Origin of the sequence: Sporosarcina luteola (assembly GCF_023715535.1) — a bacterium.
GTDB classification, from domain to species: domain Bacteria; phylum Bacillota; class Bacilli; order Bacillales_A; family Planococcaceae; genus Sporosarcina; species Sporosarcina luteola_B.
Map to the genome: position 1 here is coordinate 408,432 of NZ_JAMBOI010000002.1, position 25,575 is coordinate 434,006.

The 25,575-nt window shown below is 44.8% G+C and carries 26 protein-coding genes; all 26 read right to left on the reverse strand.

Annotation, left to right across the window (positions count from 1 at the left end; genetic code table 11):
- Positions 1–29: 29 nt before the first annotated feature.
- Positions 30–806 (reverse strand): RNA-binding protein, encoded by a 777-nt coding sequence (locus tag M3191_RS05535; protein WP_251698813.1) that lies wholly within the window; start codon positions 804–806, stop codon positions 30–32.
- Between the two features lie 37 nt (positions 807–843).
- Positions 844–1,140, reverse strand: a complete 297-nt coding sequence (locus M3191_RS05540) for a YggT family protein (RefSeq protein WP_251698815.1) — start codon at positions 1,138–1,140, stop codon at positions 844–846.
- Between the two features lie 19 nt (positions 1,141–1,159).
- Positions 1,160–1,612, reverse strand: coding sequence for a cell division protein SepF (locus M3191_RS05545; protein ID WP_251698817.1), 453 nt, complete (start codon positions 1,610–1,612; stop codon positions 1,160–1,162).
- Positions 1,609–2,304 (reverse strand): YggS family pyridoxal phosphate-dependent enzyme, encoded by a 696-nt coding sequence (locus M3191_RS05550; RefSeq protein WP_251699321.1) that lies wholly within the window; start codon positions 2,302–2,304, stop codon positions 1,609–1,611. Before M3191_RS05550 ends, M3191_RS05545 begins: the two co-directional genes overlap by 4 nt.
- A 71-nt stretch (positions 2,305–2,375) precedes the next feature.
- A complete protein-coding gene (locus tag M3191_RS05555; protein ID WP_251698819.1) occupies positions 2,376–2,618 on the reverse strand; it encodes a PRC-barrel domain-containing protein in 243 nt (80 codons plus the stop codon).
- Between the two features lie 743 nt (positions 2,619–3,361).
- Entirely contained in the window at positions 3,362–4,144 is a 783-nt protein-coding gene (sigG, locus tag M3191_RS05560) for an RNA polymerase sporulation sigma factor SigG (RefSeq protein ID WP_251698821.1), read from the reverse strand.
- 93 nt (positions 4,145–4,237) lie between these two features.
- A complete protein-coding gene (sigE, locus tag M3191_RS05565) occupies positions 4,238–4,951 on the reverse strand; it encodes an RNA polymerase sporulation sigma factor SigE (protein ID WP_251698823.1) in 714 nt (237 codons plus the stop codon).
- Entirely contained in the window at positions 4,935–5,795 is an 861-nt protein-coding gene (locus tag M3191_RS05570; RefSeq protein WP_251698825.1) for a sigma-E processing peptidase SpoIIGA, read from the reverse strand. The genes sigE and M3191_RS05570 overlap by 17 nt, the downstream gene beginning before the upstream one ends.
- A 192-nt stretch (positions 5,796–5,987) precedes the next feature.
- Positions 5,988–7,154 (reverse strand): cell division protein FtsZ, encoded by a 1,167-nt coding sequence (gene ftsZ / locus M3191_RS05575; RefSeq protein ID WP_251698827.1) that lies wholly within the window; start codon positions 7,152–7,154, stop codon positions 5,988–5,990.
- 41 nt (positions 7,155–7,195) lie between these two features.
- Complete coding sequence (gene ftsA, locus M3191_RS05580) at positions 7,196–8,479, reverse strand: cell division protein FtsA (RefSeq protein ID WP_251698829.1); 1,284 nt, start codon at positions 8,477–8,479, stop codon at positions 7,196–7,198.
- Between the two features lie 94 nt (positions 8,480–8,573).
- On the reverse strand, positions 8,574–8,945 hold the full coding sequence (locus M3191_RS05585; protein ID WP_251694883.1) for a small basic family protein: 372 nt from the start codon (positions 8,943–8,945) through the stop codon (positions 8,574–8,576).
- A 2-nt stretch (positions 8,946–8,947) separates the two neighbouring features.
- Positions 8,948–9,667 (reverse strand): DUF881 domain-containing protein, encoded by a 720-nt coding sequence (locus M3191_RS05590; protein WP_251698831.1) that lies wholly within the window; start codon positions 9,665–9,667, stop codon positions 8,948–8,950.
- A gap of 26 nt (positions 9,668–9,693) precedes the next feature.
- Positions 9,694–10,419 carry a DUF881 domain-containing protein gene (locus M3191_RS05595; protein WP_251698833.1) on the reverse strand — a complete coding sequence of 242 codons (726 nt, stop codon included), beginning with the start codon at positions 10,417–10,419 and terminating at the stop codon, positions 9,694–9,696.
- Positions 10,394–11,188: a cell division protein FtsQ/DivIB gene (locus tag M3191_RS05600; RefSeq protein WP_251698835.1), complete on the reverse strand. Its 795-nt coding sequence runs from the start codon at positions 11,186–11,188 to the stop codon at positions 10,394–10,396. Before M3191_RS05600 ends, M3191_RS05595 begins: the two co-directional genes overlap by 26 nt.
- Positions 11,189–11,202: 14 nt before the next feature.
- Positions 11,203–12,294: a putative lipid II flippase FtsW gene (gene ftsW, locus M3191_RS05605; RefSeq protein WP_251698837.1), complete on the reverse strand. Its 1,092-nt coding sequence runs from the start codon at positions 12,292–12,294 to the stop codon at positions 11,203–11,205.
- Positions 12,295–12,330: 36 nt separating this feature from the next.
- Positions 12,331–13,680, reverse strand: coding sequence for a UDP-N-acetylmuramoyl-L-alanine--D-glutamate ligase (murD, locus tag M3191_RS05610; protein WP_251698839.1), 1,350 nt, complete (start codon positions 13,678–13,680; stop codon positions 12,331–12,333).
- Positions 13,681–14,655 (reverse strand): phospho-N-acetylmuramoyl-pentapeptide-transferase, encoded by a 975-nt coding sequence (mraY, locus tag M3191_RS05615; protein ID WP_251698841.1) that lies wholly within the window; start codon positions 14,653–14,655, stop codon positions 13,681–13,683.
- Positions 14,656–14,735: 80 nt separating this feature from the next.
- On the reverse strand, positions 14,736–16,634 hold the full coding sequence (locus tag M3191_RS05620) for a peptidoglycan D,D-transpeptidase FtsI family protein (RefSeq protein ID WP_435368142.1): 1,899 nt from the start codon (positions 16,632–16,634) through the stop codon (positions 14,736–14,738).
- Positions 16,635–16,708: 74 nt separating this feature from the next.
- Positions 16,709–18,910, reverse strand: a complete 2,202-nt coding sequence (locus tag M3191_RS05625) for a penicillin-binding protein (RefSeq protein WP_251698843.1) — start codon at positions 18,908–18,910, stop codon at positions 16,709–16,711.
- 35 nt (positions 18,911–18,945) lie between these two features.
- Entirely contained in the window at positions 18,946–19,326 is a 381-nt protein-coding gene (ftsL, locus tag M3191_RS05630; protein ID WP_251698845.1) for a cell division protein FtsL, read from the reverse strand.
- 15 nt (positions 19,327–19,341) lie between these two features.
- Positions 19,342–20,274, reverse strand: coding sequence for a 16S rRNA (cytosine(1402)-N(4))-methyltransferase RsmH (rsmH, locus tag M3191_RS05635; protein WP_251698847.1), 933 nt, complete (start codon positions 20,272–20,274; stop codon positions 19,342–19,344).
- Between the two features lie 69 nt (positions 20,275–20,343).
- A complete protein-coding gene (mraZ, locus tag M3191_RS05640; RefSeq protein WP_251698849.1) occupies positions 20,344–20,775 on the reverse strand; it encodes a division/cell wall cluster transcriptional repressor MraZ in 432 nt (143 codons plus the stop codon).
- Positions 20,776–20,977: 202 nt separating this feature from the next.
- Positions 20,978–22,585 (reverse strand): bacillithiol biosynthesis cysteine-adding enzyme BshC, encoded by a 1,608-nt coding sequence (gene bshC, locus M3191_RS05645; protein WP_251698851.1) that lies wholly within the window; start codon positions 22,583–22,585, stop codon positions 20,978–20,980.
- 93 nt (positions 22,586–22,678) lie between these two features.
- Complete coding sequence (locus M3191_RS05650) at positions 22,679–23,071, reverse strand: DUF3397 family protein (RefSeq protein WP_251698853.1); 393 nt, start codon at positions 23,069–23,071, stop codon at positions 22,679–22,681.
- Between the two features lie 6 nt (positions 23,072–23,077).
- Complete coding sequence (locus M3191_RS05655; RefSeq protein ID WP_251698855.1) at positions 23,078–23,968, reverse strand: 2-dehydropantoate 2-reductase; 891 nt, start codon at positions 23,966–23,968, stop codon at positions 23,078–23,080.
- A 65-nt stretch (positions 23,969–24,033) separates the two neighbouring features.
- The gene (locus M3191_RS05660) at positions 24,034–25,575 is read right to left on the reverse strand and encodes an acyl-CoA carboxylase subunit beta (RefSeq protein WP_251699325.1); all 1,542 of its coding nucleotides are present in this window, start codon (positions 25,573–25,575) and stop codon (positions 24,034–24,036) included.

Sequence of the window (25,575 nt, forward strand, 5' to 3'; positions counted from 1 at the left end):
ACCAGTTTTTCCACCGGTTGTCTGAAAAATCATTCTAACCTACCAATCAACAACCGTATTTTGTCTTTTCGCGTCCGTCCTTCTATCGACATGATTTTAAAACGGCCTGATCCCCTGATTGAAAGGATGTCTGATTCATTCACTTCGAAAGCTTGCTGATCGCGGACGACATGATTCACTTTCACTTTATCATTCTGGATGAGCGAGACCGCTTTTTGACGCGGACAATTCACTAATGAAGCGACAATCGAGTCAAGGCGCAGTGAGCTGATCGTGTGGAGCTCTTCTTTCCATGATTCTGCCAGTACAATTAGTTCATCGGAAGAACCAAGCTCTTCCACTCGCACCTTGGATTTGCCGATTGACGTCAAATTGGCGATTAGATAATCCTTCATTTCCTCTGCGACGGCGAATTGGGCGACATCTCCCTCTAAACGGATATCTCCGAACTTTGAACGGTCGATGCCCAGAGCCATAATGGAACCTAATATATCTTTGTGCTCAAGCGTCATGAATTTCGCTGGATACCTTACCGTAAAAATAGACACCTGGAAATCATCGTCTTCCGGTTCGTAATAATCCGGGTAAATCAATGCCCGTTGTCTTTCCGGCTCTGGGAATGCGCCATGGACCCCAAATTGCAGACCAGTGTTTCTGACGATGGCGTTCAAAATGAAGATTTGCCTCGGATCGAGAAAGCCTGTGAGCTTCGGAGAGTATGTATCCTCTACTTCCCTCGTCCACCCGACTACCGTTTCAATGAACGGCTGCTCTTCTTTTCTGAAATGTTGTATGATCGAATCCATGTTGAACGTCTCCTTAGCGAACCTTATAGAAAAAACCTCACATGAGTGAGGCTATGATCAAGCGATATACTTCTCGTATCCCGCTCGAAATCAAGTAATTCAAAACGAATATTGCGACGATCGGTGAAATATCGATCATTCCTAGCGGCGGGATGAACTTGCGGAAAAAACCTAAATAAGGTTCAGTGATCTTCCCCAAGAAAATGCCGAATTTCGTCTCACGTGATGCAGGCACCCATGACATCAATATATAAATGATGAGGAGTATCGAGTATATATCTATTGCCCGTATTATAATCGAAAAAAGTAAGTTAATTATGTCTATTAGTCCCATCTGTACACCTCATCCAATCCTATCTTTCAAAAAAATCCGAAATGGTACCAGCCACTTCTACGTTCTCTGGCACGCATAAAAAAATGTCAGTGCCGATCCGTTGAATATCTCCGCCAAGTGCGTAGACGGTTCCGCTCAGAAAATCGACGATGCGGATCCCTTGATCACGCTCAATTCTCTGCAAGTTGACGACAACGGCTCTTTTATTCTTTAAATGCTCTGAAATGTCTTGTGCTTCTGCGTAGACACGAGGTTCAAAAAGAATAACTTTCGAAGATTTCTGGATGCTCTGCAAGCTGACGACCGTTCCTGGTTGCTGTGGTGTTTCCGCAACTTGCGGCTTCCGCGCAACCGCCCTTCTCGGCTGTTGCTCTTGTACGGGCTGTTGTTGCTGCCGGACAGGCTGCTCTTGCTGGAATTCCTCTTCTTCATCAAGATAGAACCATTTCTCAAATCGTCTTTTTATGCTCATTCGTCTCCCTCGCTCTCCGTTCCGACTAATGCGGTTCCGATTCTAACGTGAGTTGCACCTTCTTCAATAGCAACGGCATAATCATTTGACATTCCCATGGATAATAGTGTGCATGGTGCATGATCCAGTTCTTTCACGGCAATTTGGTCACGAAGGTCTCGCAACGAACGGAAAGTTGTTCGAATCCATTCTTCATCCTCCGTGAATGGAGCCATCGTCATCAAGCCTACAACACGGATCTTATCATATACGGCCAATTGAAGGACGAATTCCTCCAAGTCGTCAGGTTGCAGCCCTGACTTGGACTCTTCCCCGGATACATTCACTTGTACGAAGCAGTCGACCGTAGCTGATGCACGTTTTTGAATCTCTTTTGCAATGCTAAGCCGATCCAGTGAATGAAGAAAATCGACTTGGTCGATAATATCCTTCACTTTCCTGCTTTGCACATTACCGATGAAGTGCCAGTCGAGCTTCTCGGATTGTAAGCTTTCCTGCTTTGCAAGAAGTCCTTCCGGCCGATTTTCGCCAAGCTCCGTAATACCGAGTTCGATGACTTCGCGTGCCCTCGTTGCAGATACTTGCTTTGTTACCGCCACAACTGTTATGTCTTGACGTTTCCTTCCTGAGCGGTCACATGCTGCTTGAATTTCTTGTTCTATTTTTTTCATACGCTGTTCAAGTGTGTCCAATAAAATCACTGTCTTTCTGCTTACTTTGCTTTATTGTATCAATTGACTGGACACATATCAATGATAAGTCTTCATTTATCAGTCTTTTTGCCCACTAATACAATATCTTTTCCAATTGTAAGGACGTCGTCATACTTAATTTGTTTCAAATCCTTCATTTTCGATTCTAAGAATAGGGATCTTTCTGCTCCACCAATTTGCAGCACGTCAATTTTACCGTTTTTCATATCAATTGTCGCGTCCTGCACAAATCCTAGGAACGAGCCCTTTTTCACTTCAATCACTTCTTTTTTCTGCAGTTCCGAAAAACGCATAGCCATTCCTCCCTTTTTACAGCCTATGCGCAACCACCAAAAAAAACGCACTACTATTGTTGCTTTCCGTTCCGGCGCTCGCTTTCCGCGGGCATGGCTTGAGCCAATCGAACAGCGAAGGGTTCGATTTGCCGTATTTCTGCGTTTTTTGCAGAAATTGAGGCATCCTCGCCCTGCTCCCAACGCTTCGCTTTTGGTCGCAAAAGCCGTTCTACGTAACGGCTTTCGCAGGAGTCGAGCGCCTGCACTACAAGCAACAAATACCACTAATTCATAAAAACCGTCCTATAGTGGAGTTATATTATTATAGAGCTTTGTTAATTCATAATAATACAGTACGCTTTATTGAATAAATGCGACTCAGGGGATTATTCGACAGCGACATTACCTGGTACTGCCATAACTTAACCCGTACAGGTTATCATTAGGGAATCATTATTCATTAAAAATCATTTTAAAAATTAATCGATGATCATTTATTTCAAGTAGGTTTGTTGATTGGATCGTAAGGCGAAGAAGTGCAGAGATATGCTCTCAACGCTTCGCTTTTGTTCGCAAAAGCCGTTCTTCGTTACGGCTTTTCCTGCGGGATCAGCGCGAGCTGAAGACCCCGCAACGGAGCGAAGCGAAGTGAGGAGACTAAAGCCGCCCCTAGGAAAGCGTCCGCCTGGAGCGAAAATCAATAGTAAAGGGACCACCAGAGTCAGTTTTCACTGAATTCTAGACAGTCCCTTTGTTATTGATTATTTATTCTCCATGCCATCTCTAATAATTTGCATCGCATTTTTCTCGAGTCTAGAAATTTGGGCTTGGGAAATGCCTAGTTCTTTTGCAATTTCGGTTTGTGTCTGCCCTAAGTAGAATCGCTTGGAAAGAATGAGCTGCTGCCTTTCCGTCATGCCCGACACAGTCTCCTTCACCGACACGTACGTCAACCAACGTTCTTCCGACACCTTCTTATCCTGCAATTGATCCATAATATAAACCGGATCTCCACCGTCACCATTCATCGGTTCATGAAGGGACATCGGATCTTGTATTGCATCCAATGCAAATAAAATATCATCTTCGGGAATGCCCGTCGCTTCTGCAAGATCCGATATTCTAGGTTCCTTCTGATGATCATTCACAAATTGTTCCTTTGCCCTAATTGCTTTATAAGCTATATCCCTGAGCGATCTGGATACCCTAATAGCATGATGGTCTCTCAAATGTCTTTTGATCTCACCGATGATCATCGGGACGGCATATGTTGAAAACCGGACATTATGTTTCAAATCAAAATTGTCAATGGATTTCAATAATCCGATGCAACCAACCTGGAATAGATCGTCTGCTTGCTCCCCCCTATAAGCAAACCTCTGAACAAGACTTAAAACTAACCGCAAATTTCCGATTACAAGCTCTTCTCTTGCCGATTCGTCACCACTTTGAAGCCGGATAAACGTTTCTTTCATCACTTCATTCGTCAGTAAGGGCAAATTGGACGTATCGATACCACAGATTTCAACTCTTGTACGCATCATTCGCTTTTCCTCCGCATTCTGTAGATGACTGTAAAAAATAGTTTGTCCTCTGTTTTGCGGAATATGCGAAATCCAATTCGCCAATTTCAACCATCAGGCAATAGGGTGATTCAGTCTGTCACGTAGATCCGAGATGATTTTCTTTTCAAGACGGGATATATATGATTGGGAAATGCCAAGTAGTTCTGCAACTTCCTTTTGCGTCATTTCGAGTCTTCCTGTCAACCCGAAACGGCATTCCATTATATATTTCTCCCGTTCATCCAAAGTGCTGATCGCCTCAATCATATGTTGCCGTTCTAATTTTTTTTCAACGTCGTCGATGATAATATGCTCATCTGTCCCCAGAATATCAGATAACAAAAGCTCATTTCCATCCGCATCGGAATTTAACGGTTCATCAAATGAAATTTCCGACCGGGTTCTGTTCGTTTTTCTTAAATGCATAAGAATTTCATTTTCAATGCATCTTGAAGCATATGTCGCCAGTTTAATATTGCGATCGCTCTTAAATGTTTCGATCGCTTTTATAAGTCCGATTGTCCCGATGCTAATTAAATCTTCAATATGTGTATTCGTGTTATCAAAACGACGGGCAATGTAAACAACAAGCCTAAGGTTCTTTTCAATGAGTGTATCCCTGGCATCCATGTCCCCTTCCATGAAAGCCCGGATCGCAACTGCCTCTTCATCCCGTGTTAATGGCTTTGGAAGCGATTCATGGCCACCGATGTAATACGTACCGCTTTTTTTTCTTGTGAAGAAGCTCTTGACAATCGCCAACCATTTTTTAAGTCCCTGCAACATGACTCGTTCCCCTTTCGGTTGTAATGGATTCCAATGCCGAGGCGTGCATAATGGCTCCTGCCCCTTCCGGATACCGGTTATCCTGCTTGGTAAAGACGATATAGCCTACTGGCAGCTCACTCCCTTCTCCGACGATCCATCTGTCGAACTTAAAACCGACCGCCCAGGAAGCACCTTGGACAGTTTGGAGACGAATCAATCGCAAACTTTTTTGGAAACGTTTCGGGAAAGTTGAAAGTTGGGGCATTTCTTCAGTTTTCCATGTAAGCAACGGTTCTTTCAACTCCTCTGGCATAAAGCGTTCCACGGATTTGAATGAAACAAAATGCACCGGATCACCTGTGAGTGGTTCCGTACACCGATTGCCGGTATCGATGAAACTTGGAATTGAAATCGTTTCGTTCCAAATGGACAACACCGACTCGACAGAATAGGAGGACAGTTGGCGGGCCACTCTAACATCCAACCATTTGGTCTTAAATAAATACAGGAAAACATAAGCTAACAGTGCACTAATGAAAACCGTTGATTTCGAATCCGAAAACATGAACTTATCCGTGAAAACCGTGAGCGCCCCACCCGCAAAAAGCGCACCAATCAGTACGATGACTGCTGGGTTGCCGATGGAGCTAATTGATATCCCGAATGCACAGACAATCATTACACCGAAAGCCACGAAGATGGCAATCCAGGAATCAGGGAAAACCACAACAGGCAATGCGCCAGCCAATGAAGCGAGCACTAAACGTGGCCTAGTAGCTTGTGCCTTGACCATTCGGTTCGCAAAGGACAAAATCGCATAATTGAAGACCATGTTAATGCCGATAATGAGTTCTCCATACATCAGCCTGCCCTCCTTGTACGTAAGGATAACATCTCGTGACCGCAATGTTTGTCGGAACAAGGGATAATTTATAGTAAATATTCGACATGAATAGCGGATGTGTGAGGCTTACGTTGTGTTGCAGCGGACTGCCAAAATAAAAAAGCTCTCCAGCATGTCCCAATTGGACTGCCGGAGAGCTTCTATTATTTATTATCTTCTGCGATTGCGTAAGAATGTCGGAATGTCCAACGCGTCATCTTGCTGATGGCCTTGCTGCTGTCTTGCCGGCTCAGGCTGTTGGAAATGCTGTTGCGGTTCTTCTCGTCGCGTATGTGATGGTTGTTGCATAGATTGAGGTTCACGTTCACGTTGACGTGCTGCACCGAATCCTGGGCTTCTTGAAGGCTTTGATGGACTCAATTGCTCTTCACTGAAACCTGTCGCGATGACTGTAACGAGAATTTCATCCTTCAAGCCATCATTGATGACAGATCCGAAAATCATATTCACATCTTCATCGGAAGCGGAAGCTACAATATCTGCTGCTTCTTGAACTTCAAACAAGCTTAGGTTAGACCCGCCTGTAATATTCATTAAGACACCTTTAGCTCCGTCAATCGAAGTTTCGAGAAGTGGGCTTGAAATGGCTTTCTTCGCAGCTTCTGCAGCGCGGTTTTCACCTGTTGACATACCGATTCCCATAAGTGCAGAACCTTTATTGGACATGATCGTTTTCACGTCTGCAAAGTCCAAGTTGATAAGTCCAGGTACAGCGATCAAGTCTGAAATCCCTTGTACCCCTTGACGTAATACATTGTCAGCTTCACGGAATGCTTCAAGCATCGGCGTATTTTTATCGACAATCTCCAACAATTTATCGTTTGGAATGACGATCAGCGTGTCTACCGATTCTTTCATCGCCGCGATTCCACCGATAGCTTGCGTTTGGCGTTTTCTTCCTTCGAAAGTGAATGGACGTGTAACAACACCTACCGTGAGCGCTCCAAGATCCTTTGCCACTTGAGCGATCACTGGTGCAGCACCTGTTCCTGTACCTCCACCCATACCGGCAGTTACGAACACCATATCAGCGCCGCGAAGCGCCTCTTCTATTTGTTCACGGCTTTCTTCAGCCGCTTTTTTCCCTACATCAGGATTTGCCCCCGCACCAAGTCCGCGGGTCAATTTGGCTCCAATTTGCAATTTCACTCCAGCTTCGGATAAATTAAGCGCCTGCGCATCCGTATTCACTGCAATGAATTCAACACCTTGCACTCCATGTTCAATCATGCGATTAACCGCGTTATTTCCGCCTCCACCGACTCCAATCACCTTAATGACTGCGAGTGCATCGACATTTGTATCAAAATCCAGCATGCTCTCTCCTCCTAATCCCTATATGACCACATTTAGATCAGTCACTCAAAAAATCCATCAAAAAATCTCTTGGTTTTGTTCATGAAGCTTGTCCTTTTCTCTTTTGGTTGGACAGCGATCTTTTTCTTACTGGAAGATGGGTAATCCATCTCGCTATGTGTGGCAGCAGTTTGCGATTCAGCCGCTATTCCAAAATAGCTATCTTCCATACTAGCATAACGGATAAGTCCTACAGCAGTCGAATACATCGGTTCACGAACCCCAATATATTCAGGAGTATGGATTCGTACCCTCGTTCTCAATACATGTCTTGCAAGTTGCAAAATCCCATCGAGCTTCGTCGTTCCTCCAGTCAAGACGACACCGCCCGGCAAATCATGGATACCCATACGGTACAGCTCTTCAAGAACCAAGTCGAATAATTCTTCCAATCGGACACCTATGATCTCCGATATGTATCTTTGACTATATTGATCTTTCGAATCGGCACCAATGACAGGGACTTCAAAAAGTTCATCATCTGATGCGTCATCGTAAAAGGCATGTCCATATTGATGTTTGATTTTTCTCGCTTGCTCAGTAGGTGTCTTCAGAATGATCGACAGATCCTTTGTAATATGGTCCCCACCAACCGGAATGACAGCTGTTGAAATAAAGCGGTTATCGCCAAAGATTGCGATTGTCGTTGAACCTCCGCCGATATCGATAAATGCCGTGCCATGGTTCATTTCATCTTCTGTCAAGGCAAACTGCCCGGCTGCGAGCGGCTGTAAATAAATTTCACGAATTACGAGGCCTGCCCGCTCGACGCATCGCAAAATATTGTGAACTAACGTTTTGGAAGTCGTAATAAGAGTACCATCCATTTCAAGACGGACGCCGATCATTCCTCTTGGATCCTTTATTTCATCATAATCATCCACAATGAATTGTTTGGGTATGATATTGACGATTTCCCTCTCAGGAGGAACCGACATGACTTGTGCAGATTTCATAACCCGATCAAGGTCGTCATCCGTAATTTCCCTGTTCTCCGAATTGACGGCTACAACGCCTTTTACGTCTTGGAGCAGCACGCCATTGGAAGGGATGCCAAGAATGACGTCCCGGATTTGCATGCCTGTCATTCGTTCAGCCTGCTCCACCGCTTTACGGATGGATTGGACAGTCGCATCGATGTCGATAATCGTCCCTTTACGAATGCCTGCCGATTGGACGTTACCTACCCCGATTACATGGAGGGATCCGCCATCCACTTCGCCGATCAGCACTTTGACTGACGAAGATCCTATATCAAGTGATACATAAATTGTAGATTGACTCAATTCCCGGCACCTCCCATTACAGTCCTTATCTTACATTCTATTGTATTAGAGTCGTATTGTCTAAATATTTTCTCCATCCGACGATCAATTCCTTTCATTCCTGAACTTTTGTTTCAGAAACCTTGCTTCGATCTGACCATTTCGTCAGCAAAATCCTTCGTATGACAGCGATATTCTGGAATAGCCTCACTCCGAATGCGAATACGGCAGCCAAATATAAATCCACACCGAGATGCACTCCGAGGAATGCCAAACCGGCCGCAAGTGCGATATTGAAGAAAAACCCGGAAATGAACACCTTATCATCATAAATCTGTTGAAGATGAGCACGTATCCCCCCGAAAAGCGTATCTAGTGCAGCTAACACGGCGATGGACAAATAGTTGCTGTAAATTTGCGGGATCTGTAAATCCGTTAACAGGCCCAGCGAAATTCCTAGAAGTAATCCGAGCAGTGGCAACCACATTGTCATTCCCCTTTCGGAAGTTCTTTCAAATAAAGATTTTTGAATTTGTCGGGATATCCCCGGATAGTAATGTCCCTTTCCGGTTGATGGATTTCCAACACGAGATTATCAAGATAAAAATCGTCATGGATGGATGATGCTAACAAATAATTATAAAGCTTTTCGCTATCGGACATCGTAGGAGAAATGATCTTTATCGTAAAGGGCGGGGTCGAGACATTCAACCCATTTACAGTGGTCGCGCCATTGATGACCCGAATCGAGCTCATCATCGTATATCGCTTACCGTCTACTTCCATATGGATACCCTTAAATCGGTTCACCTCGTTGACGAAACGGGTCAGTAGATCGGATGAAATACTCGTGATTGGTATTCCATATGCTACGCTCTCTACAGAGGGGCGAACTTCGATCGTAAAGCCGGGACCCGAAATATCTGTTGTACCCGCTTTTTTATGCAGCTTGTCCACTGTATCCTTCAAAGCCTGTCCCGTGCTAGATTCACTTAACGTCCTATATGAGGAGATTGTTCTATCCAAATCACGGATTTCAGTAAGAAGCTCTGAATGGATTTTCTTTTCTTCCGCCAACTCCTGGCGAATTGCCCAAATATCCCTCGTATCACGTTCCTTAGGATGTTCCATCGTATTATATTGGACAGCAATCATAAACCCGATTAGCAGGAGGACAATTGTGAATTTCCAATTGATAGCTTTTTTCAACGAACACCCTCCCTCTACCTGTTTACTCATGCCTCATCCCGTAAAGCGGGAAGCTTGATGTCTTTCATCTGCTCCAATGTAACGACTATATTGTCATACACCAATCCATCAATCACTCCACCACCCAAATTCAAAGCCGCCGACAAGATTTCAGAATCGCCTACAGCTTCAATGACGAAGGGAGCCGGAAGCGTCCTGCCGTCAATCGTGATAACTGGCCCTGTGCATTTGATATATGAATTGGCTGAAATACGCTGTCCATTAATAGCAATCCCTTGAGCACCAGAAATCTTCAATTCATTTACAACACGGAGCACATGGCTTTCATGGACGATGTAATCATTGGGATTCTGTTCGACAGGATCATAATCGCCGTCCTTTAATGTAATACGCACTCCCGGACCGGAAGCCGGAATGACGCCTAGAAGCAACCGTAGATCTTTTGCTTCCTCAACGAGCACGGTATGGTTGTCTTCATTCTCTGAAAAGGATTGCTCAAAGTCCCGGATTTCATCTTGCTTCGCATTTATCTCATCCGCAAGTTCCTTATTCCGCTCCTTTTGAACGATCAACTCTTCCCGATACTGCTCTTCCTGTTGAAATGCAGGGGATTGGGCGGATTGGCCGCTATCCTTCCCTAATGTACGATAGGAGAATGCGAAGATGAAACCGAGTATGAGAAAGACGAAAGAGTATAATATGTATCTTCCTCTAGTTTTGTAATCCTCACTCATTTTCTTCGCCAACTTCATCACCTTCCCCTTCTTCTACACCATCATTTCCGTAAACTTTACTGAATGGTGTAAAGAAAATGCCGACCTCCATATTGACAATCCCTTTTTCAAGCCCTCCCAGTTGGGAAATGATATCCGGATAATATTCCATCTTCTCCGCAAACGTCTGAAGAATGGCATGAACTTCATATCCATCATCCATATACGCAACAATTGTATCAGGATTCTCCTCTGTCCCAGTATAGATGATTTCGGAAATCAATTGGAGAACATTTTTATCCATTTTCAGCAATTGATTTGTCAGTCTTTTTCGAAGTTCAGGGTTGTCCACATGGTTCAAAATCGGCACGTTCGGATAATTACCATCACTTGGGAAAAGCGCGCCGTTTTCGAGCAATAGACTATATTCCCCTGCACTCTCCATATAAGCGACGGTTTTCCATTCTTCAATTGAAATATCGATATCCCTCATCCATTTTCTTGTGACGGCAACACTACTGACGCCTTCCAGTTTTGAAAGTTCTTCTTCTACGTCTTTCGCTTTAAATCCCCAAAATGAAGTCCCTTCTAAAATCCCGCTTTTTTCATAATAATAGTGGGCATTTTGCAGGGCTGCCCCTTTAATTCTTACTTCCCCAACCTTACTAAGTGGAGATTGGAAGTATAAAAGTATAAGAAGGGCGATACAGAAAACGGCAATGATGAATAAAAACTTCTTATTCGTCTTTCTTCTCCGTTTTTCCCTCATGGAAGGAATGCGCTCTTCGATGTCTATCACTTTATCCATGTTCCGCCCCCCCTTCAACTTCGTTGTTTATAAAAAGCGAAATGTAAAATGGTCCCCGCCGCCATCCATGTCGTCAGTAATGATGAGCCGCCATAACTGATGAACGGCAATGTCACACCTGTGACCGGCAGCAATCCTGAGACGACCCCGACATTCAGGAATGTTTGAAAGATGATCATCGAAGCCATGCCTGCGGTCATTAAAAATGATTTATAATCATGCGTCCGAATTGCAATTCCAAATGCGGATAAAAGGAGTATGGAGAAGAGGACGAGAATGAATGTCGCTCCGATAAACCCTGTCTCTTCTGCAATGATTGAAAAGATGAAGTCATTTTGCGGCTCGGGTAAATACAAATATTTCTGCCTGCTGTTTCCATAGCCATGTCCGAACAATCCTCCCGGTGCAATCGCGAACAACGACTGAATTCCTTGAAAACCTGCTCCGAGCGGATCGTTCCAAGGATCGATATACGATTTTATACGCTCCAATCGATAAGGTGCAGCTGCAATTAGAGCAACGAACGCCCCGATACCTGCAAAGCCGAGTATACCGAAAAACGACAGCGGATATCCCGCCAAAAACAGAATGACGAACGCCGAGACAATCATGATCACTGCAGAACCCAAATCAGGCTGAAGCATGATTAAAGCGGCCGGCAGTAAAATGAGAACAAAATGGCTTAGTCTGAACGGCCTCTTCCCAGCAGACTGTTTCATATTGCAAGCAAGCTTTCCAATGAGTGCCACTTTAACGAATTCCGCAGGCTGGATGCTGAACGGACCGAGGGCAATCCAGCTCTGGGATCCATTCCTTACTGCACCGATGCCCGGAATCATAACTGCAACTAACAAGAGGATCGTTATGTAATAAAAGGCGGTCCAGAAAGACTCACTGGATGTCCATGGTCCTTTCATCAACATAAATGCTACAACTAAAGACACTGCCATGTAAATCCCTTGCTTAACGATGAAGGGGGATGAATCTGCATAGTGCACTTGCCCCCAATATGAGCCTGCCGAATGGACAAAAACCAATCCTATCAATGACAACGATACTGCCGAAATGACGAAGGCAGCTTTTAATTTCCGATCCAGTGAACGCATCCTTCCGTCTTATTGGTCAAATGTTGAACGGCTGACTTAAAGCTTCATGACAGCTTCTATAAATGCATCTCCACGTTCTTCAAAACTCGGGTATTGATCCCAACTTGCACAAGCGGGAGACAGTAGGATTTGATCACCCTCAAGTGATATTGCAAATGCTTCTTGCACAGCATTTTCCATCGAGTCAGCTTTCAACGCATGTTGAACGCCGCATGATGATGCAAAATCGATGAGCCTATCGGCAGTTTCGCCTAGTGCAAGTACCGCCTTCACCCTGCCCATATAAGGTCTCAGCTCCTCGAATGAATGCCCCCTATCCAGACCTCCAGCAATTAATACAACGGGCGATTTGAAGGAAGATAAGGCGCTTTTGGTCGCCAATGTGTTTGTCGCTTTCGAATCATTGTAGAATGTTCTGCCCTTCAATTCCTTCACAAACTGCATGCGGTGACGGACTCCCGTGAAAGAACTTAGCACATTTTCTATTGTTTCTTTGTCACAATCCATAAGAATGGCAGAAGCCGTTGCGGCTAAAATATTTTCCAAGTTATGCTGGCCAAGCAATTTGATGATCGACCTTTTCACAAACGGTTCACCTTGCCAGTAGATCAGCTCATCATCCGCAGATATCCCCTCTGCATGTTTCCCTTGTAAGGAAAAAGGGATTTTCCGGGCTGCAGACCGTTCGACATACGGCCTCATTTCAGGTTGATCAGCATTATAAATAAAGAAATCCTCTTCGGTCTGATTAGCTGTAACCTTCGACTTGGCTAAGGCATATTCTTCCGGTGTTCCATGATAATCAAGATGTGCATCGTATAAATTTGTCCAGACGGAGATCTTCGGACGGAAGTTTTCCGTTCCTGCCAACTGGAAAGAGGATACCTCCATGACAATCACTTCATCGGGTGCGGCATTTTGTGCGACTGTGCACGCTACAGTTCCGATATTCCCAGCAATCAAAGGTTTTTTGCCTCCGATATTCAAAATATGATAAAGAAGTGTTGTCGTTGTCGTCTTACCATTCGATCCAGTGATGGCGATGATTGGTGCTTCACTTACCAAATAAGAAAGTTCGATTTCAGTCCAGATTGGAATCCCTTTCTGTTCCGCCTGCTGAATGACTGAATTGTGATAGGGGATGCCTGGATTTTTTACGATAATATCAAAGTCATGATCCAATATATCTTCCGGATGTCCGCCACAGATGACTACAATCCCTTTTGACCGCAGCGCTTTTGCTTCTTCGCTTCCGCTCTCTGGAGAGGAATCGTTGACTACTACGAACGCTCCAAGTGAATGTAAGAGATCAGCTGCAGCATGGCCGCTTTTGGCAAGGCCAAGCACAAGGACTTTCTTGCCTTTGAACTTATTTCGCTTTCCCATTTACATCACCTCCCACAATACGGGTATCATCGCGGCAATGAGTGCCACTCCCCAAAAAACAAGAACGATTTTCCATTCCGACCAACCGGACAATTCAAAATGATGATGGATAGGGCTCATTTTAAATACCCTTTTTCCGGTCAACTTAAAGCTTGTCACTTGAATCATTACCGATAATGTTTCAATGACATAAACGATTCCTATGACAAGGAGCAATAGTTCCTGCTTCACTAGGATCGATAGCATTGCAATCGCCCCGCCGAGAGCCAAAGAACCTGTATCTCCCATAAACACTTTTGCTGGTTTCATATTGAACAATAGGAAGCCGAGCATCGCACCAGATACAACAAATGCGAACGTCGCGATATCATATTGCTCATACACAAGTCCAAGTACGCCAAATGCGGCAAAAGCAATTGTTGAAGTGCCTGCAACAAGCCCGTCTAGACCATCCGATAAGTTGACAGCATTCGAAAACCCGACGAGCCAGAAAATGAGGAAGGCGACGTAGAAAATACCGAGGTCCACTGAAAAATTCGTGAACGGCAGTACAACTGTCGTTTCAAATGGACCCATTTTCAATAGGAAAAAAGCGATAACTGCAATAATGATTTGGCCAATAAGTTTTTGGATGGATGTCAATCCCAAATTCCTTTTCATGACGACGATGATAAAATCGTCAAAAAATCCGATGACACCGAAGCCGGCAAGCACAATCATCAGTACAATGGACTGTGTAGTCAGTACATCTTCATATATGTATGAGAGGACAATCATCGTAATGATAATGGAGCTCAGGAAAATAAGGCCGCCCATTGTAGGCGTGCCCGCTTTTTTCTTATGTGCTTCGGGACCCTCTTCCCTTATGCTCTGACCGAATTTTAACCTTCTGAGCAATGGTATGATTGCAGTCCCGATTAATGCTGTTAGTAGAAATGCTACGGTAATAACCGTTATTGTCGTGACGAGTGTCATAATATGTTCTCCTTACTTGTTTTGAAACTGTAATTGTATTTAACGCAGCTCAAGGCACTTTGTACGCGCCTTGAGTTTTTCTATTCTTCTGTATAAACATGAATAACATCGTCCACCGTCATCAAGGAATCCGGGACGGGCATTTGGTATTTAATAACGTCGCCTTCGCCATGCCACTCTATACGATACGTGTGAAGCTGGCGGGCGACCATTCCTTTTGTCATGCCTGTCAAATCAGGAACACGATGTGTGATTGCGTCGCCCCATCGGTATTCCTTTTCAATTTGACCTTCCCTTTTTTCGATGCCAGCAAGCGGTGCAATCTCTTCTATGATCCTGCCGACGATCGGCGCTGCAATGACGCCTCCAAATTGAATCGAGTTTTTCGGGCTATCAACCGCAACGTAGACAAGTAATTCGGGATCATCTGCCGGTGCGAATCCAACGAATGAAACGATATAATCGCCATCACTGTATCTGCCATCTACGACCTTCTGAGCAGTCCCTGTCTTCCCGCCGACGCGGAGGCCATCATTGAATGCGTTTCGACCCGAGCCGTTTGCAACAACCGATTCCAATGCTGCTCTCACTTGGGCGGAAGTTTCCTCACTGACGACGCGGCGTTTCATTTCGGGTTCAAACGTTTTCAACGTTTCACCCTTATCATTCTTTATTTCCTTTACAATATACGGTCGATACAAATATCCGCCGTTAATTGCGGCAGCCACCGCCTGTACTTGTTGGATCGGTGTTACGGAAATCCCTTGGCCGAATGCGGTTGTTGCTTGTTCTATCGGGCCAAATGCCGCTTTTGAGAAAAGGATTCCTTTCGCTTCGCCCGCAATGCCTGAACCTGTCGTTTCGCCAAAACCGAAATCGCGGATATAACGGTCGAGTTTCTCAGGCCCCAATCGCTGGCCGATCTCTATGAAGCCAGGATTACAGGAATTCTCGACAACCTCCAAAAATGACTGGTGCCCATGCCCCGACCGTTTCCAACATCTTAACGTTGCATTTGCAATCCTCGTGGAGCCAGTGTCATTAAAATGATCATGATGGAGGTCAATAACTTTCTCTTCAAGGCCTGCCGCAAGCGTTACGATCTTGAATGTTGACCCCGGTTCAAACGTCATCCAAACCGGCAAGTTCCGATTATAGATTGCCTGGTCTGTTTCCTGGTATTCGGCTGGATGGAAAGTAGGCATGGAAACCAATGATAGGATTTCGCCCGTTTTCGGATTCATTATAATTCCAATCGCTTGGGCGGCATCGAGTTTTTCCATCGCTTGTGTCAATTCGCGTTCCATGACTTTCTGCATTTCAATATCAATTGTCAGTTCCAAGGTAGCTCCATTCTCACCTGTCTGGAACCCATCATCGACGTGTGGAAGCGGAATCGCTTTCGCATCTGTATAGAGACGTATTTTGTCTCCAGTACCTTGCAAAATCTCATCGTATGCATATTCGATGCCTGCAAGGCCTGTTCCATCAAATCCAGTAAATCCGATCAGCCTGGAAAGCATTTCACCATATGGATAGTTCCTGACGAAATCTACTCCTGTATACAAGCCATCAATTTGCAACTTCGAAATTTCCGTCGCCTGTTCCTGGGTAATGTTTTTCCCTTCAGGCGCTAGCTTGTTCATATACGTTTTCTTCGTCATCTTCTCAAGCAGTTTTTCTTTGTCAACTTGCAATATGTCCGCCAATAACCCTGCTGCCTTTTCCGGTTCCTTGTTTTGGGAGGGCATAAAATAAAGCGTCGGAGCCAGTTTGTTCCCAACAATCAACTGACCATTGCGATCTTGAATTTCACCTCGGATCGCTCCAAAAGGGATTTCCCGATCCCAATTCTCTTCCGCGCGCGCTTTCAACCATTCATGTTTAATGATTTGAACGTGGAAGAGCTTTGCTATAACCATGGATATGGAAATGAGGAAAATGATGAAAACTGCCCGCAACCGTTTCTTCGATTGCAAATCGGCATATTTACGCAGAGCCCCACACCTTTCGTTTTTCTATCAACCTATGAAAGGGCGGGGATAGCTATACATCATCCGCCAATTATCTCTTCCACTTCTTCATCCTCTGCCTCTTCATTCTGTTCGATTCGTTTATGTGAATCTTCCGGTGATTTAAGCTGGAGCACTACAGGATCATCTTTGCTGATGACGGCACCCGCGGATAGACTTTGCTCTGTCACATATCCATCGCCGTTCAACCGGATATCAAGCCCAGATAACATTTTAAATGATAACGCCATTTTTTTCGACCACCCAGAAAAATTTGGAAGAGTGGTGTCCCCTTCAGTTTCAAGGAGCACAATAGAACCTTCACTCAACCTCGTTCCCTTTTCGGGATATTGGCTTTTCACCTTGCCTCCCTCACCGATCAATACCGGTGAAAAACCTTGTCGTTCAAGGTTTGCAATCGAAGCATCCGAAGCTTCTCCAATATGGTCCGACAATGACTTCGTCAAAGATGTTTCACTATTTTCAGGGAGTATATTCATATACTTCAAACTGCTTTCCATTATGGACGTGAATAACTCTGCGACCGGATCCGAGCCGTATTGGCCTGCTTCAAGCTTCGGCTGCTGGACGAGTACATACGTCAACAACTGCGGATCGTCGATAGGTGCCATTCCGAGGAAAGAATATAGATAATTGCCGTCCCCGGCCAGATACCCTCTGCCATCCGTCTTCGGAATTTCCGCGGTTCCTGTCTTGCCGCCGACTGAGTAGCCAGAAAGCGCAAACTTCCGGCCAGTACCGACATCGGATGTGACTGTAGAAGCTAAAACCTCACGCGTTTTCTTGGCAGTTTCCGCTGAAATAGGAGATTTCCGTTCTTCCTCTTTATGTTCTTCCACCACTTTTCCCGTATTCGGGTCGATAATTTTATCAATAACATACGGTTTCATCATTTTACCGTCATTTGCAATGGCTGTCGCAGCCTGAATCATCTGGATCGGAGTTACAGTGGATCCTTGTCCATAAGAAGTTGTCAGCCTCTCACTCGGATTGATGTCCAAAATGATGCCCGGAACCTCATGCGGCAAATCGATTCCGACCTTTTCACCAAAGCCGAACCCACGTAAGTATTCGATGAATGTCCGGTCGCCCATTCTTTCTAATAAATAGGCCATTGAAACGTTCGATGACCTCTGGAACCCTTCCAAGTATGTGATTCTTCCCCAACCGGTCCGATTGACGTCACGAATCGTCCTATCATAAATCGTATATTGTCCAGACTGGTATTCAGCAGAAGGATCCCATTTATTCTCCTCAATTGCCGCGGCTAATGTAAAGATCTTCATCGTCGAGCCCGGTTCAAATGTGTTCTGGATAGCTTCGTTCAGCCAGTTTTCCGTCAGTCCCTCTCGAGTCGCTGGATGAAAAGATGGTCGCTGGCTCATTGCGTAGATTTCTCCGGTTTTCGGGTTAGTAACGATGACAAGCATTTTTTTAGGTGAATATTTCTCTTCAACTTGATTCAATGCATCCTCGACGAAATTTTGGATTGTTTTATCGATTGTCAGTTGAATTGTCAGTCCGTCTTTTGCAGCTACAATCTTCTTCTCGGATTTCGGTAAGATGAATCCCCAAATATCGGTCTTATAATCCACTTTTCCGTCCGTACCGGTAAGCTCCTTGTTATAAGTCTGTTCAAGGCCCATTTTACCGACCGTCGAAACTTTCTTGTTCTCATCTTCTTCTCTCATCGCAAATCCGATCAAATACGATGCAAAATCGCCGTTCGGATAAAAACGCTTCTTATCTTCAATGAACTGCAGTCCTGTAACGCCCTCTTTTTCAGCGGCCTTTTTAATGGCAAGCATCGTTTCATGGCTAATATCCCGTCCTGCTTTTCCAAATTCGATCTGATACGTATCCGTATTCCTTTTTATTGCTGCATCCCTGATTTCAATCATCTTTTCTTTTTCCATCGGGATGAACCTGCTTAACAAATCGGCAGCCTTTTCAAAATCAGTGACATGCCTCTTTTTTTTCGCACCTTTTTCAGTCGCTTTTTCACTCAAAATTGCAATCAACCGGTAGCTGAGCGTATCGGAAGCGATCATTTCACCGTTCCGGTCGATGATTTTTCCTCTTTCAGCTTTCAGGATCGACTCTCGCGCATATTTGGCTTCCGCCATGGCCGCCATTTGTCTTCCTTCGGCCTGTCCCGTAATTTGTATGCTCAACAATCTTCCGAACAAAAGAAAAAAGAGCCCTCCAAAAACCAGAAACATCAGGAAGGCTCCCCATTGAAATCGAAACTTCTTTTTCATCGTCCAGGCACGACCTTTACGTTTTTCTCATTCAGGTTCAAGCCGAGCTCCTTCGCTTTATTCCAAATAACTTCGTATGTAGATTTCTCGCTCACTTGTATGGACAATTCTGTATTTTGTTTTCTCGTTTCGTCTATTTCCTTGTTGATTAATTGCACTTCCTTGTTCGTTTCATTGATTTGGGCTTGCGTATGCAAAATCATTGTAGAGAAAAGCACGAGAACTGCCGCGAACAGCACGAACAGAAATTTTTCTCCTGTTGAGAAAAGTTTTCGTGAACGCCTCGCCGGCTGTTGTGTTTCATGTGTCTTTGGTGATTGTGGTGCATGTACCTCATGGACCGTATTCATTTGAAAGCTTCTCTGTTCCAATGCCATTAACAGTTTCCCCCTTTATTTTTTCTCTACGATCCGCAGTTTTGCAGATCTGGACCTTTTATTCACTTCAATTTCATCTGTACTTGGAAGGATCGGCTTCCTCGTCACCAATTTGAATTCGGGATCCATTCCTTCTGGAACGATCGGTAAATTCGGCGGCAGTTCCGGCATGGATGACGCTTCTTTGAAGATTGTCTTGCAAAGTCTGTCTTCCAGTGAATGGAAAGTGATGACACAAATGCGTCCACCAGGATTCATTACAGTCAAAGCATCGGTTAATGAATCCTCCGCTGCCCCCAACTCATCATTCACTGCTATCCGTATTGCCTGGAAAACCCTTTTCGCCGGATGTCCACCTGTTCTGCGAGCAGCAGCAGGGATTCCTTCTTTGATCAACTCTGCAAGCTCGCCTGTCGTCTTGATCGGTGCATTTTTCCGCGCTTCTTCGATCTTTCGGGCGACCCCTTTGGAAAACTTCTCTTCACCATATCTGAAAAAGATGCGCACTAAATCTTCGTATCGCCATTCATTGACCACTTCATAGGCAGTCAACGCCGCCTCTGTGTTCATGCGCATATCGAGTATTGCATCATGATTGTAGCTGAACCCTCGTTCCGGCGTATCCAACTGCGGTGAGGACACACCGAGGTCATATAGGATCCCGTCCACTTTATGCACGTCTATCTTTGACAGTTCGTCTTTCAAATTCCGGAAATTGGAGTGGATGAATGTGACTTGCTCCAAATAATCGTTTAATTTCACTTTTGCAGCATCAATCGCTGTCGTATCCTGATCAAAGCAGATCAGTCTGCCATTCGCCGACAGCTTCTTCACGATCTCTAAACTGTGACCGGCACCGCCAAGCGTACAATCGACGTAAATACCGTCCGGTTTAATATTTAGCCCGTCGACGGCTTCGTGAAGCAATACAGTTGTATGATCGAACATTGAAACCGCCTTCTTTCTTTTAGTGTTTTAGCATCTAGCTCCATCGCCTAGGCGCTTCCGCTTTTGGTTTTAAAAGTCAAAATCGATAATGTTCTCTGCAATTTCGTTGAACGATTGCTCCGACTCATCGTAATAGGAATCCCAGGAAGATTTCGACCAGATTTCAATTCGGCTCGAAACTCCGATAACGACACAGTCTTTTTCAACTTTCGCAAAGTCCAATAATGAGGATGGAATATTGACACGGCCCTGCTTGTCTATTTCGACTTCAGTGGCCCCTGAGAAGAAGAACCGGGCAAATGCACGGGCATCTTTCTTCGTAACAGGCAACGCCTTCAATTTTTCCTCTAGCCGTTTCCATTCCTCCATAGGGTAACCGAAGAGGCAGTTATCCAATCCACGAGTCAGCACAAAGCCATCCATCAGATATTCCCTGAATTTTGACGGGACGATCAAACGGCCTTTTGCATCTACAGTGTGCTGATATTCGCCCATGAACATACTCTTCACCCCACTATATGATTTTAATGTACCACATCCCTCCACATTCCTCCACTCAAAAACTATTTTCATTATAAAATGTGTATATAGTACTTGTTTCATTGAGATATAGCTTGCATTCAAACATAGAATACAAGCGTCATAAACGCATAAACAACGCCGATGCAGTCTGGAAATGCCTGCATCGGCGTTGTTTCATTACTTATAAATAGATGATCTGATGGGTTCCATCCATTTTGATCTGTTGGCGAAGCAAATCTTGTACCAAATCTGGACCATACTGATTCATGAAGAGATAAGGCGTGAAGATTCGCTCTTGCAGTGATCCGTCCGGCAACAGCTCATTCTCAAGGATGCTATATTTGCGGAGAGCTGTTTGGTGTTGGATCAATAGCTCCTCTTCTGCCTTCTTCCTTAGATAATCCAATTGTTTTTCATGGAATTTTAAATTCTTCTCAAGTAGCTGACGCATCGCTGCAGTTGAACCTTCTGTCAGTTCTTCATATTTCCCTTTCAATTGCATCTCCGTTTCTGCAAGCAGTCTTTCAAACCGTTCATTTTGCAACGAATCGATGTACCGCTCCCGAACGTTGAAGACTTTTCCGGCAAGTACGCCTTCCATCGTTAATGAAATTGACTCCATTGCCTGTTTCGCGCGCTTGGATACCAATGTCATTGAAACACGTGGAACAATGATCGGCATCCGGATTCCGAAAAGTTGGAAAGCCTCTTTCAATAAAGCCCAGTAGGCAATTTCACCAGGCCCGCCAACGAAAGCGAGAACTGGGAAGACAAGGTCTTGCATGACAGGACGTGTTACGACATTATTGCTTAACAGCCAGGGTTGTTCGACAGCGATCCTCAACATTTCCTCGTTTGTGAATCGGATGCCTGTGCTGTCGTTGATAAACCATCCATCCTTTTTCGATAAAAGGACTCGTCCAGTTTCATGCACATAAAACAGGTGCGCGGCATCCTCTTCAGCTTCAATCGGTTTACCGAGTCCCAGTCCTGAGAACTGTGCTTCTTTCTCGACGACCAATCTAGCGAGTTCATCGGATTCCGATACGAATTGGGCGAAATGGCTTTTTTCGATTTCACGCAACGGTTTATACGCCGAGTCAATGAACAACAGTCCTTGTTCATGGAAAAGTCCATTCATCAGTCTGACGAAAAACCCTGTGAATGTCTCTTCCTTTTCGACTGCGGTCAACACTTCCTTCATCAATGGCTTCGTATGCTCCGTTTCGCCGAACTGACGGAAAACATCTTCTATAAATGCTGTCATTTCCTTTTGGGAATAGGTTGCGTCGGATGCCATCAATTTCAGGATGAATTTCTCCGGATATTTATGCTTCGTTATCCCTTGAGAATTTTCCGTAAAGACGTGATTGATTTCATTCAGATCATGATCCTCGCCAGCAACCCAGAATACAGGTATGACAGGAACGGCAAGCTCTTTCCTTTTTTGCTCAGCGAGCAGGATGACCGTAATCGCTTTATGGACGGAGTACAGAGGTCCCGTCAAAATACCTGCTTGCTGGCCGCCGATGATAACGACTCCGTTTTCGGAAAGCTCATCGAGATGTGCTGAAGCTTTCTGCGAAATACCGAATGGCTCCATGAAGGAACGGATGACAGAAGAAAGTTCTTTCCTGTGGAACGGACGGCCGGATAGCTCCTTTAGCCTGTCAGGGTAAGATCGGCTTTCATTTCTATAGTCAAAAAAATTATGTATGAATTGTTCGTCATGATTGTAGAATTGCATTACCTTATTTTGATTATCCAATACCATTGACTTGATTTCCATCATTGATGCCCCTTTTTACTGGTTTGAACAGAGTATATCATTCAAATTCATCGGAATGAAAAATATACGCTTGCCACATGAATGAAATTCCTATCATTTTACATATTCCAGTATTTTAAAGGTAATACCGATTACAAGTAGAATGACATAGGAAAGTGAGAGCAATAGAAAAAACAATCTCCATGTTTTCTGCAAAACACGTCCTATTTCAAACTCCTTAACCTTCACCCTTTCAACAACAGCAAGGAAAATGGCGATGAGAATTGCGATGGAAGTAATATAGAAACCCGTCCCTTTACCAAAGATGGTCATTGAAGTGATATATACTGACAAAAATAAAAAAGGGGTTGTAAAATCCGCAGCTTTACCAATGACCGCAGCAGGCGCTTTCCCCATTCGCTTCATAAAGATCAGGAAGACGACTGTAATGACAAATGGAAATACAACAATGATCCCCGTTAGAATCGATAGAAGGACATTCACCATCGACAATCAGCTCCTATCTATCGCTAGCAGTAATTTCTCAAGAGTAGCCAATAGCGGCAAGCGTACGCCACGGCGTTCACCCATATGAAGGACAGATGATACCACTGTCTCTATCTCCATTGGATTCCCATTCTCCCGATCCGTCAACATTGATGATCTGTTCTTCTCTGTTCTTTTACATATTTCTTCCACAGCAGTTTTCGGCAAGTCACTTTTCATTTCCGGAAAAGCAGCCATAATTTCCTCATACAACTGATCAAAAAGTATTTTGGCATTAGGATTTACGACTAGATCACCGTTCCTCACTATTAGAATCGCCGTCAACGGATTGATCATGCAATTGATCAGCACTTTCCGCAAAATGATATGATGTGCATCCTTCGCATATGCCACTGGAAATACAGCCGAGCTAACAGATTGCAGGAAATCAAAACCCGTCTCATCACCTCGGTAAGGAGCTATGTTTATAGTTCCTATCCCATTGTGGGAAACAGTCCGATCATCCAATCTGCCTGCGCCATGCTCGACAGCCGCAAAAAATACGTTAGGCATTGAAGTCCCACGGATAAAATCGAAATGACCATACCCATTTTGAACGAACATCACCGGATTCTTTACATTTCTATCGAGAATCACCTCTACGACTGGCGCTATCCCTTCATATTTCGTCGAGATTATCCAAGGGGCATGCTCCGGCAGTTTCCCGACATCTGTTTGCGCATCCACTTCCAATACTATTTCTGACCGATCACCATTGATACGCCTGATTCCTTGTTGCCTGATGAGAGCCGCCTGCTCTTCCCTCCTTACAAAAAACACGACCTTCAAACCCGCTTCCGCCAAATAAGAGCCTATTAGCAAACCGATAGAACCCGCTCCAGCGATCACAACGTCCATGCAAATCCCCCTTTTTAAAAAGGGCGACCTTCGGAAAAGGCGCCCTTATTCTACCTTATATTCGATTATACAGGATACACGGGATGTTTTTTAGGTGGCAACGGAAGTTCTTTTGTCGAATAAAAACGGAATCGGTCGGCAAGCACACTCCGCAAGTCTGAAGGCGCGATGATTTCATCAATTATCAGCTCGGAAGCCATCTTGTAAATATCGATTTCCTCTTTATATTCTTTATGTTTCGCCTGCACAAAAGCAATTTTCTCTTTCGGATCCTCAATCGCTTCAATTTTATTCGAATAAACCGCATTGACCGCAGCTTCAGGTCCCATCACTGCAATTTGCGCTGTCGGCAACGCGATGCAAACATCTGGTTCAAATGCGGGACCCGCCATTGCATAAAGTCCAGCACCATAAGCTTTCCGGACAACAACGGATATTTTAGGGACCGTAGCCGAGCTCATTGCCATGATCAATTTAGCACCGTGACGGATAATGCCATCTCGTTCTACTTTGGTACCGATCATGAAGCCGGGGACATCCGCTAAAAACAGAAGCGGAATTGAGAATGCATCGCATAACGTAATGAATTTGGCCGCCTTATCCGCCGAGTCGACGAACAGGACGCCCCCTTTCACTTTCGGTTGGTTTGCGACGATTCCAACAGGTTGACCTTCAATACGCGCTAGCCCGGTAATAAGTTCCGGAGCGAATAGTTTCTTAATATCAAAGAAACTGTCCGCATCGATTAACGCATTGATTGCTTCATACATATCGAACGGCGCATTTTGGTTTTCGGGGATGATTTCTTCGAGTGATCTTCCCGTCTTGGCCGCGACTGCATCTATAACGGAAGGTTTCTCGGTGAAATTAGCCGGGAAAAAGCCTAGATAGCGACGTGCTTCACTGATTGCTTGCTCTTCGCTTTCAACAAGGACATCACCGCATCCGCTAACGGAACAATGCATTCTCGCTCCGCCCATCTCCTCCAACGTCACTTTCTCGCCGATCACTTTTTCCGCCATCCGCGGGGATCCCAAATACATGGAAGCATTCCCCTCCACCATGATGACAATATCGCAAAATGCAGGGATGTACGCCCCCCCAGCCGCCGAAGGCCCGAACAATAGGCAGATTTGAGGAATGAAGCCTGATAGCCTCACTTGGTTATGGAAGATCCTTCCCGCCCCCCTACGATTCGGGAACATTTCAAGTTGATCCGTAATACGAGCCCCTGCAGAATCGACAAGATACAACATCGGAACTCTATTCTTTTCGGCAATCTCTTGGATACGGATAATTTTCTCAACCGTCCTTGATCCCCAAGAACCGGCTTTCACCGTTGAATCATTCGCCATGACACAAACAGTTTGCCCATTCACTTGCCCCATGGCGGTAACGACGCCGTCCGCTGGCAAATCGTCAGCTTCACAGTTTGCGAAGCGGCCATCCTCCATATACTTACCATCGTCGAAAAGGAGCTTGAGTCGATCGCGTACAAATAGCTTGTTCTGCTCCTTCAATTTTTCGTGATATTTCGGATGACCTCCCGACAACACTTTCTCAAGTCTTTCATTCAGTTTTTCATTATAAACTGTCTGCTCTGTCAT